Origin of the sequence: Pseudalkalibacillus sp. NRS-1564 (assembly GCF_050467905.1) — a bacterium.
In the GTDB taxonomy this organism is placed as follows: domain Bacteria; phylum Bacillota; class Bacilli; order Bacillales; family Guptibacillaceae; genus Guptibacillus; species Guptibacillus hwajinpoensis_B.
Genome location: NZ_JBITPM010000019.1, coordinates 139,686 through 155,374, shown reverse-complemented (window position 1 = coordinate 155,374; position 15,689 = coordinate 139,686). Strand labels below are relative to the sequence as shown.

Here is a 15,689-nt window from a genome sequence, read left to right as displayed (position 1 = left end):
CGTACGTCGGCTTTTCTTTATCATGAGTTTTTACGCTGACTAACAGCTAATCCATCTCCAATAGGATATATTGTAGTATCTAGTTCGGGATGGGATATTAAAAATTCATTATAAAGACGGAGCTTTTTTACCATTGATCTAAAGCGCTTCTCTTCGATCTCCTCTTCTGCTACCATACCTCTAAAGAGAATATTATCCGAAAACACTACTCCGCCCTTTTCTAATTCATCATAAAATTCATCAAAAAAACGCTGGTATTGACCTTTGGCCGCGTCAATGAAGAGCGCTTGATATGAACCATAGCTCTTAAGCTCATCAGCCAGCTCAAATGCATCCCCAAATAAAACGGTTATTCTATCTGAGTATCCTGCTTTTTCAATATTTGCGATCGCTTCATTATAACGAGTTTCATCTCGTTCAACAGTGAGTATAGCAGTATTTGGCAAACGCTCAGCCATACGGATTGCTGAGTAGCCAATAGCTGCACCAATTTCCAATATTCGGCCCGGTTTTAAAAAGGTCAGGAGTTGAAGCATCACATCAAGACTCGTTTGTTCCATAATTGGAACATGTTTTTCCCGTGCGTATTCTTCTATCTCTTTTATTAAGTCTTCTCTATTCGGGCGTAAAGATTCCAGATATTGTTCCACATGATCGGATATCATGATCGGTCCTCCTTCATGTAACCCGAATAATTTTATCATAATCGAAAGGGGAATGGTAGTCTTACTCGCCATTCCCCATAAATTTCTTATTCTTCTTTTTCTTTATCTTCTTTCTCTTTCTTCTTATAATACTGTGTCCACTCTTCCTTATACTTAGCTACTTTTTTATTGTGCTCTTCATTAGTTTCTGAGAACAGCGTTTCGCCACTCGGTCGAGCATAGAAATAAAGTGCTTCTGTATCGGCTGGTTCTATTGCCGCTATGATCGACGACTCACCAGGGTTGGCAATAGGGCCAACAGGCAGACCTTTTTGCTTATACGTATTATAAGGCGACTTTGCATCAAGATCATCCTGGGTGATTTCTCCTGATTGCTCTCCTCTTGCATATACAACGGTAGGATCAGTTTGTAAGATCATATTCTTATCGAGACGATTATAAAACACCTTCGAAATTTTTGCTCGATCAGCTTTTGCTGACGCTTCTTCTTCAATGATCGAAGCAAGTGTCATCATTTCATGGATGGAATAATCACGATCTTCTATTTCAGAGCGATATTTTTTTAAGACGCTATCAGTTTTGTCTAACATATCTTTCACAACGACTTCCACTGAAGGCTCTTCTTCAAAATCATAAGTAGCAGGGAAGAGATAACCTTCTAACGGATGACGAATGTCTTCGTTTAAAATATCATCTGTTAAAAACCAATATTCATTCACTAAAGCTTTCAAGTATTTCTCATCATCTAATTTCTTAACAACATCTTCTTTCTTTAACTCAAGTTCCTTCGCAATACGAGCAGCTATGTCTTCTAACCAAATTCCTTCTGGTACAGATATAGTGGCAACAGCTTCTTTCATTACTTTCCCACTCTTCATAATAGCAATAATTTCATCCATCGTCATAGAAGGAGAAAGTTCATAATCACCCGCTTGAAAGCCGCTTTCATTCTTATATTTCACGTAATAACGGAAAGCTGTGCCATCTTTAATGATGCCTTCTTCTTCTAGTTTAGCTCCAATTGAAGATGTTGAAGATCCAATTGGAATAGTCACAGCTGCTTTTTCTTTGCTATCAGAATCTACTGGTTCGAGTATGTTTTTTATGTAGAAGTAACCACCTGTTATAACGGCAGCCACCGTTATGGTTAAAAGCAGTAAAATAATAAACACTATTTTTCTTACCGTTTGATTCTCGGTCTGGCGCTTCATAAGCTTCTCTTTATACAAGTCCTTAAAATCAGACAACGCCGTGGCCTCCTTTCATTCTTCATCTATTATACTATATGCCGACATATTGTCGGCAAGGATGCCAACGTTCGCCAAAAATTATCCATTATGTATTATACAAGGTTATTTGAAAGGTTTGTAGTCATTTCCAAAAAACAGTAAGAAGATTCTTTGCCCTAAGGTATCCAAACACATAAGAAATCTTACTCAAACCGATCATGACACAGTAATTCTAAACGTATAATCAAGAAAAAAAGCTGCCGATTTTCACCGGCAGCTTTTGATTGAAATTTACTCGCTATCTTCTTCTTCTTCAGAGAAAGTGTTGAGCATTTCCTCGACCATTTCCCATTCCTTATCTGATTCAATAGGGAAAAGCTTATAGTCTCGCTCTTCATTGTCCTCTTCTTCATAGCGGAAAGCATAAACTTCCACTTCCTCTTCACTATCAGCTTGATCAGCAGGAACTACAGTCATATAAGATTGACCGTTCTCAGCTACATCAAATGTAAAGAGAACTTCAAATAGATGCTCGTCTCCATTTTCATCTGGAATGATAATACGTTCTTTTTCCTCCATGTTTTCACCTCATTAATTTTGCTTGCTGTCTAAGTATCCTTGCAGAATCATAACAGCAGCCATTTTGTCGATCACTTTCTTACGCTTCTTACGACTCACATCAGCACTAATCAGCATGCGTTCTGCAGCGACGGTTGTTAGTCTTTCATCCCACATGTCAACTGGAATATTAGTCGTTGTCTGAATAAGTTCTGCAAATGCCTGACAGGCTTCGCCACTCGGACCAATTGAGCCATTCATGTTCTTAGGAAGTCCAACGACAATCTTGCTGACATCATTCCCATTAATGATTTCCATTAAACGATCAGGAATCACATCCTGCGCTTCCGGGTTACGTTTCACGGTTTCTAATCCCTGTGCCGTCCATCCCATTGCATCGCTTAGCGCTACGCCGATTGTTTTTGTACCGACATCCAATCCAAGTGTTTTCATGCTGTCTCCTTATCCCTGATGATGAGTAAGATACGATTTTACAAGCTCTTCAATTAATTCGTCTCTTTCAAGCTTACGAATTAAGCTTCTCGCATCATTGTGTCTCGGAATGTAAGCCGGATCCCCAGAAAGGAGGTAACCCACGATCTGGTTAATCGGATTATAGCCCTTTTCTTGAAGAGCACTATAGACGGTGAGTAACACTTCCTGGACATCATGATTATATGCGTCGTCTGGAAAATTAAATTTCATTGTTTTGTCCATCGAACTCATTCCTTACACCTCTTTCTCCGATCCCCATCTAGAATCGTAACTAGTCAACTAATTCTTATTGTACACTACTAAAACCAAATTAGGAAATGGATTTCACCCAATCTGTTGTGTAAGCAAGAGCATCATCCAGTTTCTCTGGATTTTTGCCCCCTGCCTGCGCCATATCCGGTCGGCCACCGCCACCGCCGCCACAGCGAGTAGCAAGCTCTTTAATCAATTTCCCCGCATGATATCCCTCTTTTACGAGGTCATCTGTAATTCCAGCAGCTAACTGAACCTTCCCGTCTGCACCGCTACCAAGTACAACAATGACACTGCCAATCTGAGCCTTCAGATCATCGACAATACTACGAAGGTTATTCATATCTGTGTCGATGCGTTTAGCAACTACTTTCACACCGTCTACTTCTTGAACATTTCCTGCCATCTGTTTTGCTTCAACATTTGCAAGTTTTGACGTCAGTGAGTCATTTTGGCGTTGTAAATCTCGAATCTGACCAAGTAGTGCTTCTGTTCTTGATGGAACATCCTTCACATTTGATTTTAACAAGTCAGCCGTATTTTTCAAAATTGATACTTGTTGATTTAAAACCTGGTAAGCTCCTTCGCTTGTTACAGCTTCAATACGACGCGTTCCTGCACCAATACCTGACTCAGAAAGAATTTTAAACAATCCAATTTCTGCTGTATTTTGAACGTGAGTACCGCCACATAGTTCTAGACTATAATCACCAACACGTACAACACGAACAGAATCTCCATACTTTTCACCAAACAACGCCATAGCTCCCATTGCTTTAGCTTCCTCAATAGGCTTTACCATCGTATTCACTGGAATATTAGCCCAAATTTGATTATTCACTTGTTTTTCAATCTCTTCAAGCTCTTCAGATGTAATCTGTCCAAAGTGAGAGAAGTCAAAGCGAAGTCGCTCTGAACCAACGAGTGAACCAGCCTGGTTTACATGCTCACCAAGAACATCTTTTAATGCCTGATGAAGCAGGTGAGTTGCCGTATGATTCTTTACAATTGCAGAACGGTTCGAACGATTGATTTCAGCTATTATTTTTGCTCCAGTTTTTATCGTTCCAGATTCTACAACCGCCGTATGGACGTGTTGGCCATTTGGCGCTTTTTGTACATCCGTTACGCGAAGTTGAACATCCTCGCAACGAATGATACCAGGATCTGCAACTTGCCCGCCGCTTTCAGCATAGAAAGGCGTGCTTTGGAGAATAACCTGGATTTCGTCGCCTTCTGACGCTACCTCAGTCAGCTCTTTATCTTTTATGATTGCGACTACTTCTGTATCAACAGACCGCTCTTCATAACCGACAAAATCGCTTTCGACTGAAATGTCGCCAAGCGCGCCACCTTGAACCTGCATGGAACCTACATCCTGACGAGCATCTCTAGCACGTTTCCGCTGCATTCCCATTTCCTGTTCGAAACCTGTACGATCAATTTCCATGCCTTCTTCTTCAGCATATTCCTCCGTTAATTCCACAGGGAAACCGTACGTATCGTAAAGTCGAAACACATCGCTACCAGAGATGACATGATTACCAGCTTCTTTTTCTTTCTTCATAATGTCTGAAAGAATTGACAGTCCTTCATTTAATGTTTCATAGAAGCGGTCTTCTTCATTCTTAATTACTTTTTGGATGAATTCCTTCTTCGCATTAACTTCAGGATAGAATTCAACCATGATGTCCCCAACGACTGGTACAAGTTCATACATGAATGGACGGTTAATACCAATTTGCTTAGCGAACCGAACTGCTCTTCTAAGTAATCTTCTTAGTACATATCCGCAACCTTCGTTCGATGGAAGGGCACCGTCACCAATGGCAAATGTAACTGTTCGAATATGATCAGCGACTACCTTAAATGCTGTATCTCCCTCTCTGGAATCTCCATAGTTCACTTCTGCCATTCGCTCTGTTTCACGAATGGTTGGCATAAAGAGGTCTGTATCATAGTTTGTTTTTGCATCCTGAATAACCGATACCATCCGTTCAAGTCCCATGCCCGTATCAATATTCTTCTTAGGTAATGGTGTATAAGTACCATCAGGGTTATGATTAAATTGGGAGAAAACAAGGTTCCAGATTTCAAGATAACGCTCATTCTCTCCACCAGGATAAAGTTCTTCTTTAGAATCTTCGAAACCATACTCTTCTCCACGATCATAGAAAATTTCCGTATTCGGTCCACTTGGCCCTTCCCCGATATCCCAGAAGTTACCCTCTAGACGGATGATACGCTCTTCTGGAAGTCCAATTTTCTCTTTCCAAATGGTAAATGCTTCATCATCTTCCGGATGAATTGTGACAGATAATTTATCAGCATCAAAGCCAATCCAATTCTCGCTAGTTAGGAATTCCCATCCCCATTCAATCGCTTCTTCTTTAAAATATTCTCCGATAGAGAAGTTCCCAAGCATTTCAAAGAACGTATGATGGCGTGCTGTTTTGCCTACATTCTCAATATCGTTTGTACGAATTGATTTTTGAGCATTTACAATTCTTGGGTTGTCAGGTGTTACGCGACCGTCAAAATATTTTTTAAGCGTAGCTACACCACTATTGATCCACAGTAAAGTTGGATCTTCATGTGGAACGAGCGATGCACTTGGTTCCACCGAATGACTTTTTTCTTTAAAGAAATCGATAAACATTTGTCTTACATCTGCTGATGATAAGTTCTTCATACTAATTATCCTCCTTTAGTTACTCAGTAATGGATTTTGGGGGTGGTGTTTTTTGAACGCAAAAAAACTCTCACCCCTGAATAAATCAGGGACGAGAGTTTTTTTTAAATGCTCACGCGGTACCACCCTGGTTATAGACAAAACTGTCTATCACCTCAAGCGACCGTAACGAGGTCGAGACGGCGGGGATTAACCCGCACTCAGGATTAGCTTTCTGCTGATCTTGTTCTTAAAGCTCTTACAGCCAGGGAGCTTCTCTCTAACGAATACAGTTCGTATTCAAGAATAGGGGTCAACATACTCGTTCCGTCAATGTGTTTAATTCTTAATCTCTGGGATTATTATAGTCAGAGCAACATTCGTTTGTCAATTGCTTCATTCATCTTCGTTTCGATAGAGAAAGAGTGCTTTTAGAACCGCAAGAGCAGGCACTGCAAGAATTAGTCCGATTACGCCAGCAATCTCTCCCCCTGCAAGAAGTCCAAAAATTATGATGACCGGGTGAATGTGCAGACTTTTCCCAACAATATAGGGTGATAGAATATTACTTTCGATAAACTGAAGAACCACAATAACGATAATCGTAATGATCGTCATTTTAACTGAAACGGTCGATGCAATTAATAGTGCTGGAGCCGCACCAAGAAAAGGTCCAAAGTATGGGATAATATCTGTTATACCAACGATAATCCCCAGTAGAATGGCATATGGAAGCTTAATCAACCAGAACCCCAGTGCCGCAAGAACACCTAACACCGAAATGACAAAAAATTGACCTCGAATATAATTACCAAGTGATTCATCTATTCGGATGAGTAGGTTCTTTCCGGGTGCTCTCCACTTAGGTGGCGTTATTCTCCATGCTGTTTTTTTTAACGTCTCAAAATCCTTCAGTAAATAGAACACGATGAAAGGAATAATCATAATGACAAAAAAAGAACTAAGTAACTTTTTTGCTAATTCAACCGCCAATGTCAATGTATTGTTAACAGCATCTTCAACATCCTGAAAAGTTTGATCAACCTTTCCTTGTAAAGAAGGAGGTAAGTTTGAAGTAAAGTCATATGTATGATGCACAGCATCCCGATACATATCAATGAACATTGGAACGTTCTCCATTAACTCCTGTGACTGTTTCACAATATGAGGAAGCCCCTTAAAAATCGCATAGCCAGTACCTCCAAAAAACAGAACATAGATTAAAAGTACAGCTATCCCTCTTGGCAAACCTTCTTTATGAATTTTCTCTACAATGGGATGAAGCAAATAAGTTATAAGAGAAGCAATTAAAAATGGAACAATTAAAACAGTTAACACATCGATGATCGGATCCCAAATTGGAGAAAGCTTCAGCAATAAATAAATGCATAAAAAAACTAGCAGAAGGGTCGTTAAATAAATGATCCAGTTCAGGTTCCATTCACGCTTCACTGTCAATCCCTCCTGCTAGCAAATACCATCTACAACTCAACTCGCATATCATAGTCTTCAAATAAATCATCCAGGGATGTCAGCGATCCGTCCTCTTCCACCTGGTGTAAGGAAAGAACTCCTTTAATAATCGACATTTCCACAAAACAGTTCCAACAATAGAATTGATTTGCCCCGATTTTCCCTATATTTTTACTTTTACAATTTGGACATTCCATCTCCATATGCCTCCTAATCCAGCTATTTAAGAAGATATACACCATCCTGTCCAGTTTGAAATCATTCTATACGGCATTTGTAAAGTAATCGCTTCTTTTCAACAGAGCCTCATGTTCATAAGGCGTGAATTACCTAGTAAAGCTAAATAGAAAAAAGCCAGAGATTTTCTCTGGCTTCTACATCGACTCTTCAATTGTCTTTTGTTCCCCAATCATTTCTTGCAGTTTCTCCGTTAATTGCGTGTTTCGAACCTGATCATCTTCTGTTTGGATAGCTAGTTTAATGGCCTCTTCTTCTCCACATAAAATCAAATAATCCTTACTCCTTGTAACGGCTGTATAAAGAAGATTTTTTCGTAGCATCCGATAATAGCCTCTTACAATAGGAAGAACAACAATCGGAAACTCACTACCCTGGGATTTATGAATGGAGCAGCAGTAGGCATGTGTTAATTGATTAAAGTCAGGCCTGTCATAAACTACTTCTTGTCCATCAAATGAAACAACAAGCTGATCCTGCTTTTCAATATTTTCTTTCGCAAAAAATACAGAAACAACTTCGCCCATATCACCATTGTAGACATTGTCTTCAGGATTGTTTACAAGTTGAAGAACTTTATCACCGACTCGATAAACGAGATCTCCATGCAAAAGCTCTCTTCGCTGCTCTGTTGCAGGATTAAATAGCTTTTGAAGCTCCTGATTTAGCCGATCCACTCCTGCCGATCCTCGATACATTGGAGCCAGAACTTGAATATCCCGAGGAGAGTATCCCTTCTTTAATGCATTGCCACACACTTGCGAGACAACCTCTATAATCTGTGCTTGGGAACAAGGAAAGAACCTCCGATCAGGCGTTGGTTTCCGAAACTCTTCTGGAAGCTCTCCTTCTTTAATAGAGTGCGCGAGATCAATAATCGAAGAGCCTTCAGCTTGTCGATAAATGTCCGTCAGTTTACTAACGGGAACTGCATGTGAATCGATCATATCCTTGAGCACCTGTCCTGGCCCTACCGAAGGAAGTTGGTCTTCATCACCAACAACAATCACTTGAATTTGAGATGGTAAGGATTTAAATAATTGATTGGCAAGCCACACGTCAACCATGGATACTTCGTCGACAATTAACAACCTGCCTTCAATCGGATTATTCTCATCATGCTCAAATCCCGCCTCACCTTTCCACCCAAGTAATCTATGTATCGTAAAAGCCGGTAGTCCTGTTGCTTCACTCATCCGTTTCGCTGCTCTTCCTGTTGGTGCTACAAGTAGCACTGGAAACGGCTTATCCTTTGAGTAATCTTTCGGTTCGAGTGAAAGTCCATTTAACTCAGCATAGAGCTCAACAATCCCTTTAATAACCGTGGTTTTCCCCGTACCTGGTCCGCCAGTTAAAATCATAAACGGAGAAGCGATTGCTTTTTGTACCGCTTCACGCTGTGAGGGAGCGTATTGAATACCAAGTCGTTCTTCAAGGTCTCCTAGAGCACGATAGAATTCAGATTCCGGAAAAGAGTCAGCATACTCCGTTTGTGACATCACATTATTTAATCCAGTCACAAGACCTTTTTCAGCATAGTAAAGTGAATGTAAATAGATTCTCTCTCGATCAAGAATCAATTTATCACTCTCGTAAAGAGAGATCAGTTCCCTTGAAATATCTGCTTCATCAAGCTTATCACCTAGTAACTCATTCACAGATTGAATCAATGCATCGTACTCAAGATACACATGTCCCACCTGTAACGTTTGTTCATTTAACGTATGAAGACATGCTGCCCGAATGCGATCAGGATGCTTTCCTTCAATACCAATCGATCTCCCTAAATCATCCGCACGTCGAAAACCAATACCTTCCACATCTTGAATAAGCTGATATGGATTTTTCTCAACAATCTCGAGCGTTTCTTGCTTATAGGCTTTAAAAATTTTCATCGATAGTCTCGGTCCAAATCCTAACTCAGTTAATCGAATCATAATTTGATCAAGCCCCTGATGCTCCATTAGAGAATCATATAGTCCCTTTGCTTTTTCTTCAGATAGCTTTGGAACCTTACTTAATATTGATGGATCACGCATAATTTTAGCTATGGCGCGCTCACCTAACACATCAACAATCGATTCAGCTGTCTTTTCACCAATTCCATGGAATAAATCACTAGATAAGTATTGGATTAGCCCTGGCTTTGATTCAGGCATCTGTCTCTCAAATGATTCAACAGCATACTGTTTCCCATAACGGGGATGATCCGTAAAGCGTCCGTAAAATACATACGTCTCATCTTCAAGAAGTCGAGGAATCATTCCATTCACGACGACTTCTTTCTCATCATAAGGTTCGTTCGTTTCAGAAATCCGAAGTCTTGCCACTCCATACAAACTATCTTCATTAAAAAAATCATTTGAATGGGTCTTCCTTTGATATACCCTTTTTGTGGCTGATCCATAAGATCTTCTCTCCAATAACTTAAAATTTAATTGTTATTGTTCATCGCTTGTTCCATTTGTTTCTTCCCGTTTCCTGCTAAGAGATGATCTGGTTGGATAGCGAGTGCACGATCAAAACAGCTTATTGCTTTCGTCAAATTTTCTTGATAAGCATAGCTCACACCCAAGTTAAACCATGCATCTGCATGATCTGGATCTTCTTCAACAACTCTCTCAAACTGAGGAAGAGCCACATCGACTGCCCCATCTTGCGCGAGACAAAGTGCATACTGAAAACGCGCTTCCGTATCTTCCTCATTGAGCTCAACAGCTCTCTGGAAGAAAGGTAATGCTAATCGAAGTGCATCCTGCATCATAAAGCACTGACCAATCATAAAGTGGACATCACTTTGGTCAAGCCCCTGCTGGATTGCTTTCTGGTACATGTCTGCAGCGTCTTTATACTGCTCTAGTTCAAAGAATGCGTTTCCTGCGCCATAATAAGCAGTCCCCTGCGTTTCATCCAAATCAATCGCTTTTTCAAAATATGCGACAGCCTGCTTAATTTCTCCTGCCTGTGCGAGGAGATTTCCAATATTCGTATAAGCAACTGGATCTTTAGGATTCTCTTCTATTGCTTCATAAAGTAGCGTTACAGCTTTTTCTAATTGTCCATTATTCATTGCTTCAATCGCTTGTTCATTTTTATTACTCATTTAAAAAAACTCCTTATTTCTTTAACTTAATCTCTAGTTTAGCATAAGTTAGCGGCGGTTTCTCCACCTCAAAAAACAGCCTCATTTCATTTCGAAATGAGGCTAATTGTTAAACGTATGTTAGTTCACTTGCATTCTTAAATACTTGATCAATCGTTGCTCCGCCGAGACACTCATCACCGTTATAGAAAACAACGGCTTGTCCAGGTGTAATAGCGCGTACTGGTTCATCAAATGTTACTTTCAAGCGATCGTCATCCAGCTTTTCCACCGTAACGCCTGAATCTTTTTGACGATAGCGGAATTTCGCTGTGCAAGAGATATGCTCTTCTATCGGAAGATTCGAAACCCAGCTTGAATTCACTGCAATAAGGGAATCAGAGTATAAGAGATCATTATGGAAACCCTGGTCAACATAAAGAACATTATTGTCAAGATTCTTACCTACCACGAACCATGGTTCACCGTCGCCACCAATTCCAAGGCCATGACGCTGACCAATTGTATAATACATCAATCCATCATGCTGTCCTTTTTCTTCTCCACCAAGCGTCATCATTTTGCCTGGTTGAGCAGGAAGATATTGTCCAAGAAATTCTTTGAAATTACGCTCGCCGATAAAGCAAATTCCTGTGCTATCCTTTTTCTTAGCTGTAGCAAGACCCGCTTCTTCCGCAATCTCTCGAACTTTTTTCTTCTCGATGCCTCCAAGTGGGAACATTACTTTAGAAAGTTGCTCTTGCGTGAGCTGATTCAAAAAGTAAGTTTGATCTTTATTGTCGTCTACACCACGAAGCATTTTGACTTCTCCGTCGCGTTCGACCACTTGCGCATAGTGCCCTGTCGCAAGGTAATCTGCTCCAAGCGTTAGTGCATGTTCAAGAAATGCTTTGAATTTAATTTCTTTGTTGCACATAACATCAGGATTTGGTGTACGTCCACCTTTATATTCATCTAGGAAATAAGTAAACACTTTATCCCAGTATTGCTTCTCGAAGTTGACTGCGTAGTACGGAATGCCGATCTGGTTGCATACACGAATAACATCATCGTAATCTTCTGTTGCTGTGCATACCCCGTTTTCGTCGGTGTCGTCCCAGTTTTTCATAAAAATGCCGATCACGTCATAGCCTTGTTCTTTCAACATTAATGCAGCTACTGATGAATCAACACCTCCGGACATTCCAACCACGACTCGTATATCTTCATTCTTACGTGCTGCCATGGTTGCACCTCCTCTTCTTTAACACAAATTGTGTCCTGACTATTTTATAACTTCTTCAAACGATTGACAATCTTAACGACTTCACTCGCAGCTTTTGTGGCATCTTCAATTGCATTTCCATATCCAAAGCTAAAACGAATGGCCGTTTGTGTTCTCTCATTATCACCAAACATCGCTGTCAACACATGTGAAGGTTCATGCGATCCAGCCGTACAGGCCGAACCACTCGATACTGCAATACCTGCAAGATCTAGATTCATTAACATCGGTTCCACTTTTGCATCTAAAAAACTAACATTGAATACATGTGGAAGAATATGATCCTGATCACCGTTGATACGATAAGGAATGGATGCTTCTTCAAAAACACCTAGCATCACTTGCTTCATATTCTGATAAAGCTCCACTTTCGCTTCTCGATCAATCCGCATTAATTCAGCTGCCTTCTCCATTCCTACAATGCCAGCAACGTTCTCCGTACCTGCTCGTCGTTTTCTCTCCTGTTCACCGCCAAATGAATGAGGCAACAGCTTTGTCCCATCCTTAACATAAAGAAAGCCAACGCCCTTTGGACCGTTGATTTTATGTGCTGAAACAGAAAGAAGATCTACGCCAAGTTGCTTTACATCAAGATCGATTAAGCCATACGCTTGAACGGCATCGGTATGAAACAGAATATCAGAATCGTTTGCCAACCTGGCGATCTCTGCAATTGGCTGTACTGTCCCAACTTCATTATTACCATACATAACTGTTATTAAGATTGTCTCTGGCCGAATCGCCTTTTCTAGATCATCTATAGAAATTCTACCATTCTCATCTACAGGTAAGTGCGTTACAACATATCCTTCTTTTTCAAGTACTTTACAAGCATTCAGTGCAGCATGATGCTCAATCTCTGTTGTGATAATATGGTTTCCTTTAGCAAGGTTTCCTTTAGCAGCTCCTACAATTGCTAGATTATCTGCTTCTGTACCCCCACTTGTGAAAATAATTTCATTAGCTCGAGCATGAATACTGCTCGCAAGATTGTTTCTCGCTTCATCAAGTGCATGACGCGACTTACGGCCAAACTGATGAATACTTGAAGGATTACCAAAATCACTTTTTAGTGATGAAACCATCGCTTCAATAACATCGGGATGGACCGGAGAAGTCGCAGCATGATCCATATAAATTGCACTCATTATTAGTCACCTCTTACTACCAGCAGTGAGCCGGCTACTAAATATAAAACATATAACTATCTTGCTCTCCTTCACCTTCATAGGTGGCAAGATCTTCTAGCGTTGTAGAATCGAGAACATCTTTCACAGCGTCTCGTATTTTTAACCACAGATCACGTTTAGCAGGTTCTTCATCGTCCATAACTTCAACAGGACTAATGGGTCCTTCTAGAACACGAATGATATCTCCCGCTGTAATTGAACTTGCTTCTTGCGCTAGAATATAACCACCATATGCCCCTCTAACACTCTTAACAAGACCAGCATTTCTTAATGGAGCGACTAGCTGTTCAAGGTAATGCTCTGATAAATCTTTGCTTCTAGCAATGGACTTTAAAGAAATCGGACCATCACCGTGCTTTTTTGCTAACTCCATCATAATTGTTAACCCGTATCTTCCTTTTGTTGATATCTTCAAATCTGCCACCTCTTTCTATCAATCGAGCCACAAGTTTTTTGCACTGTGGCAATGAATAACCCACAATTGGCCCTATCGTAATACAAAACAAAAGTGTTCCCACATGAATAGGACCATTCAAAAGCCATCCAAGAGAAAGGACAACTATTTCCATAGTAAGTCGGATATGTTGTACCTTCCATCCCGTTCGTTCTGTTAATACAAGCATCAAACTATCTCTTGGACCTGCTCCACGATCTGCTGCAATATAGAGACCGATGCCGTACCCCATGATCAGAATACCACTAACAAGCATAACCAATTTGCCTATCAAATGATCCGGAGTTTTTAAAAAAGGAACCCATAAATAAATATCGATAAACATACCTACGAGCAGCATGTTTAGAAAAGCACCTAATTTTGGCCAGGTTCGATCTAATAATGAAGTCGAGCCTATAATCAGAAAACCAATTAGAATTGACCATGTGCCAATTGTTAATCCAAACTGCTGATACAGTCCAATATGGAAGACATCCCATGGCGCGCTACCGAATTCAGCTTTAATCATCAGAGAAATGCCAAAAGCCATAACCAAAAGACCTAATACAAATATTCCCCAGCTCATCCAGAACCATGGTATGCCTTTGTTATCTGGTTTCATCTCATCCCTCTTAACTCAATCTTCTCTCATCTATTTAGCGATTGATTCTGTTAGTAAACCTTCGCTATTATAGCACGAACCGGTTTTTCTTGCATTTCCAAAACCCGTATAGTATGTTTCAAATAACTATGAAAGGACGGGTGTTCTATGGATTTATTTGATTACCCAAAAGAAAACAACAATACTTCTTCTGGACCTCTCGCTAGCAGAATGCGACCTAGATCCATTGAAGAATTTATCGGCCAAGACCATATTATTGGTGATGGCAAATTATTGAGAAGAGCCATCCAAGCTGATCAACTTACTCCAATGATTTTTTTCGGTCCACCAGGAACCGGTAAAACAACACTTGCACGTATTATAGCCAACACTACATCTGCTCATTTCGAACAGTTAAATGCTGTTACTTCAGGAGTAGCTGACATTAGAAGACTCACGTCTGAAGCAAAAGATCGCTTAAAGCTTGATGATCAAAAAACGGTGCTCTTTATAGATGAAATCCATCGCTTTAATAAATCACAGCAGGATGCACTTCTTCCTTTTGTTGAAGATGGAACGATCGTGTTAATCGGAGCAACAACAGAAAGCCCAATGTTTGAAATCAATGCGGCTCTTCTTTCTCGTTCAAGATTATTTCGATTTGAACATCTTAATGAAACAACTATTAAAAACATTCTTTATCAGGCGATTAACGACAAGGATCGTGGCTTTGGAAGATACGATGTTGAAATCGAGGATGAAGCCATTGAGCATCTCATAGACGTTTCTAATGGAGACGCTAGAACAGCTCTAAACGCGTTAGAACTCGCCATCCTTACAACGACTCCAAATAAAGATGGGAAGCTTGTAATTAGTCTTGCAATTGCAGAAGAATCCATCCAGCAACGCGTGCTTCAATATGACAAGGATAGCGATAATCACTACGATACCGTTTCGGCCTTTATTAAAAGTATACGAGGATCTGATCCAGACGCTACGCTTTACTGGTTAGCAAAAATGATCTATGCAGGTGAAGATCCTAGATTTATCGCGAGACGCCTTTATGTCCATGCTGCCGAGGATGTTGGATTAGCCGACCCAAACGCACTTCTGATTGCCCATGCGGCCAGCTATGCGGTCGAATTTATCGGTATGCCGGAAGCTAGAATTCCACTAGCCGAAGCAGCGTTATATCTTGCCACCGCTCCAAAAAGCAATGGGGTGATTTCAGGTATAGACGCTGCACTTGCAGCAGTAAAAAAAGAAAAAAACGGAACAGTTCCTATTCATTTACGTGACTCACACTACAAAGGAGCTTCAGAACTAGGGCATGGGATTGACTACAAATTCCCGCATGACTATCCAGGAGGATATGTCCCTCAACAGTACCTTCCTGATCACATGGTCAGAAAAACGTTCTATAAACCTACTGAGCGCGGGCACGAAAGAACGATCCAAAAGAGACTTGATTATTTCGCTGAACGCATCAAATCCGATAGCAAGAAATCTTAACAGCAG

Annotated in this window: 15 protein-coding genes; 1 reads left to right on the top strand and 14 read right to left on the bottom strand. The window is 40.5% G+C overall.

Features of this window, described 5'->3' with window-relative positions; genetic code table 11:
* Positions 1-20 precede the first annotated feature (20 nt).
* The 14 genes from ACIFPW_RS10715 to ACIFPW_RS10650 form a co-directional block, all read right to left on the bottom strand.
* On the bottom strand, positions 21-665 hold the full coding sequence (locus tag ACIFPW_RS10715) for an O-methyltransferase (protein ID WP_430244110.1): 645 nt from the start codon (positions 663-665) through the stop codon (positions 21-23).
* Between the two features lie 86 nt (positions 666-751).
* On the bottom strand, positions 752-1,912 hold the full coding sequence (gene mltG, locus ACIFPW_RS10710; protein WP_430244107.1) for an endolytic transglycosylase MltG: 1,161 nt from the start codon (positions 1,910-1,912) through the stop codon (positions 752-754).
* Positions 1,913-2,185: 273 nt separating this feature from the next.
* Positions 2,186-2,473: a DUF1292 domain-containing protein gene (locus ACIFPW_RS10705; RefSeq protein ID WP_194219446.1), complete on the bottom strand. Its 288-nt coding sequence runs from the start codon at positions 2,471-2,473 to the stop codon at positions 2,186-2,188.
* Between the two features lie 12 nt (positions 2,474-2,485).
* Complete coding sequence (ruvX, locus tag ACIFPW_RS10700) at positions 2,486-2,905, bottom strand: Holliday junction resolvase RuvX (protein ID WP_226614489.1); 420 nt, start codon at positions 2,903-2,905, stop codon at positions 2,486-2,488.
* Between the two features lie 9 nt (positions 2,906-2,914).
* Positions 2,915-3,178 carry an IreB family regulatory phosphoprotein gene (locus tag ACIFPW_RS10695; RefSeq protein WP_048312684.1) on the bottom strand — a complete coding sequence of 88 codons (264 nt, stop codon included), beginning with the start codon at positions 3,176-3,178 and terminating at the stop codon, positions 2,915-2,917.
* A 79-nt stretch (positions 3,179-3,257) separates the two neighbouring features.
* On the bottom strand, positions 3,258-5,891 hold the full coding sequence (alaS, locus tag ACIFPW_RS10690; RefSeq protein ID WP_430244103.1) for an alanine--tRNA ligase: 2,634 nt from the start codon (positions 5,889-5,891) through the stop codon (positions 3,258-3,260).
* Between the two features lie 375 nt (positions 5,892-6,266).
* Complete coding sequence (locus ACIFPW_RS10685) at positions 6,267-7,322, bottom strand: AI-2E family transporter (protein ID WP_430244100.1); 1,056 nt, start codon at positions 7,320-7,322, stop codon at positions 6,267-6,269.
* A gap of 29 nt (positions 7,323-7,351) precedes the next feature.
* Positions 7,352-7,540 (bottom strand): hypothetical protein, encoded by a 189-nt coding sequence (locus ACIFPW_RS10680; RefSeq protein ID WP_194219443.1) that lies wholly within the window; start codon positions 7,538-7,540, stop codon positions 7,352-7,354.
* A 177-nt stretch (positions 7,541-7,717) separates the two neighbouring features.
* A complete protein-coding gene (gene recD2, locus ACIFPW_RS10675; protein ID WP_430244096.1) occupies positions 7,718-9,910 on the bottom strand; it encodes an SF1B family DNA helicase RecD2 in 2,193 nt (730 codons plus the stop codon).
* 104 nt (positions 9,911-10,014) lie between these two features.
* On the bottom strand, positions 10,015-10,683 hold the full coding sequence (locus tag ACIFPW_RS10670) for a tetratricopeptide repeat protein (RefSeq protein ID WP_226614495.1): 669 nt from the start codon (positions 10,681-10,683) through the stop codon (positions 10,015-10,017).
* A gap of 109 nt (positions 10,684-10,792) precedes the next feature.
* Positions 10,793-11,908, bottom strand: coding sequence for a tRNA 2-thiouridine(34) synthase MnmA (mnmA, locus tag ACIFPW_RS10665; protein ID WP_430244092.1), 1,116 nt, complete (start codon positions 11,906-11,908; stop codon positions 10,793-10,795).
* A 44-nt stretch (positions 11,909-11,952) separates the two neighbouring features.
* Positions 11,953-13,095 carry a cysteine desulfurase family protein gene (locus ACIFPW_RS10660; RefSeq protein ID WP_430244089.1) on the bottom strand — a complete coding sequence of 381 codons (1,143 nt, stop codon included), beginning with the start codon at positions 13,093-13,095 and terminating at the stop codon, positions 11,953-11,955.
* A gap of 37 nt (positions 13,096-13,132) precedes the next feature.
* The gene (gene cymR / locus ACIFPW_RS10655; protein WP_160918687.1) at positions 13,133-13,552 is read right to left on the bottom strand and encodes a cysteine metabolism transcriptional regulator CymR; all 420 of its coding nucleotides are present in this window, start codon (positions 13,550-13,552) and stop codon (positions 13,133-13,135) included.
* The gene (locus ACIFPW_RS10650; RefSeq protein ID WP_430244087.1) at positions 13,485-14,192 is read right to left on the bottom strand and encodes a YczE/YyaS/YitT family protein; all 708 of its coding nucleotides are present in this window, start codon (positions 14,190-14,192) and stop codon (positions 13,485-13,487) included. Before ACIFPW_RS10650 ends, cymR begins: the two co-directional genes overlap by 68 nt.
* 147 nt (positions 14,193-14,339) lie before the next feature.
* On the opposite strand from ACIFPW_RS10650, the gene ACIFPW_RS10645 reads away from it, so the two are divergent.
* Positions 14,340-15,683, top strand: a complete 1,344-nt coding sequence (locus tag ACIFPW_RS10645; RefSeq protein WP_194219437.1) for an AAA family ATPase — start codon at positions 14,340-14,342, stop codon at positions 15,681-15,683.
* Positions 15,684-15,689: the final 6 nt, after the last annotated feature.